Annotated in this window: 1 pseudogene; it reads right to left on the reverse strand. The window is 71.4% G+C overall.

Annotation, left to right across the window (positions count from 1 at the left end):
* Window positions 1-426: pseudogene (locus tag PZH32_RS11465) on the reverse strand (beta-ketoacyl-[acyl-carrier-protein] synthase II); the annotation flags it as partial.

Here is a 426-nt window from a genome sequence, read left to right on the forward strand (position 1 = left end):
GACGTGGACAGAGCCACCTTCTGGGGGTAGTCGGTCTTGGCCTCGGTGACCACCGTTACCGGGCAGTCCTCGGCCGGCTCGGCGAAGCCCGCCGAGGGCGGCACGGCATCGCGCGCCACAGACAGGGCGCACACGATGGCCTCTACGGCGCCGGCAGCACCCAGCATGTGGCCCGTGGTGCCCTTGATGGACGTGACCGGCACCTCGGCGGCACCCTCGCCCACCAGGCCGTAGAGCGCCTTCGACTCGGTGGCTTCGTTGGCCGGCGTACCGGTGCCGTGGGCGTTCAGGTGACCCAGGTCGGCAGCGGTGAAGCCGCCCTCGGCCAGAGCGGCTGCCATGGCAGCGGTGATGGCCGTAGCCTCCGGGTCGGGCGCCGTCATATGGTAGGCGTCGCCCGTGCTGCCGAAACCGGTGATCTCCGCG

Source organism: Adlercreutzia equolifaciens, from assembly GCF_029076695.1.
Classification (GTDB): domain Bacteria; phylum Actinomycetota; class Coriobacteriia; order Coriobacteriales; family Eggerthellaceae; genus Adlercreutzia; species Adlercreutzia equolifaciens_A.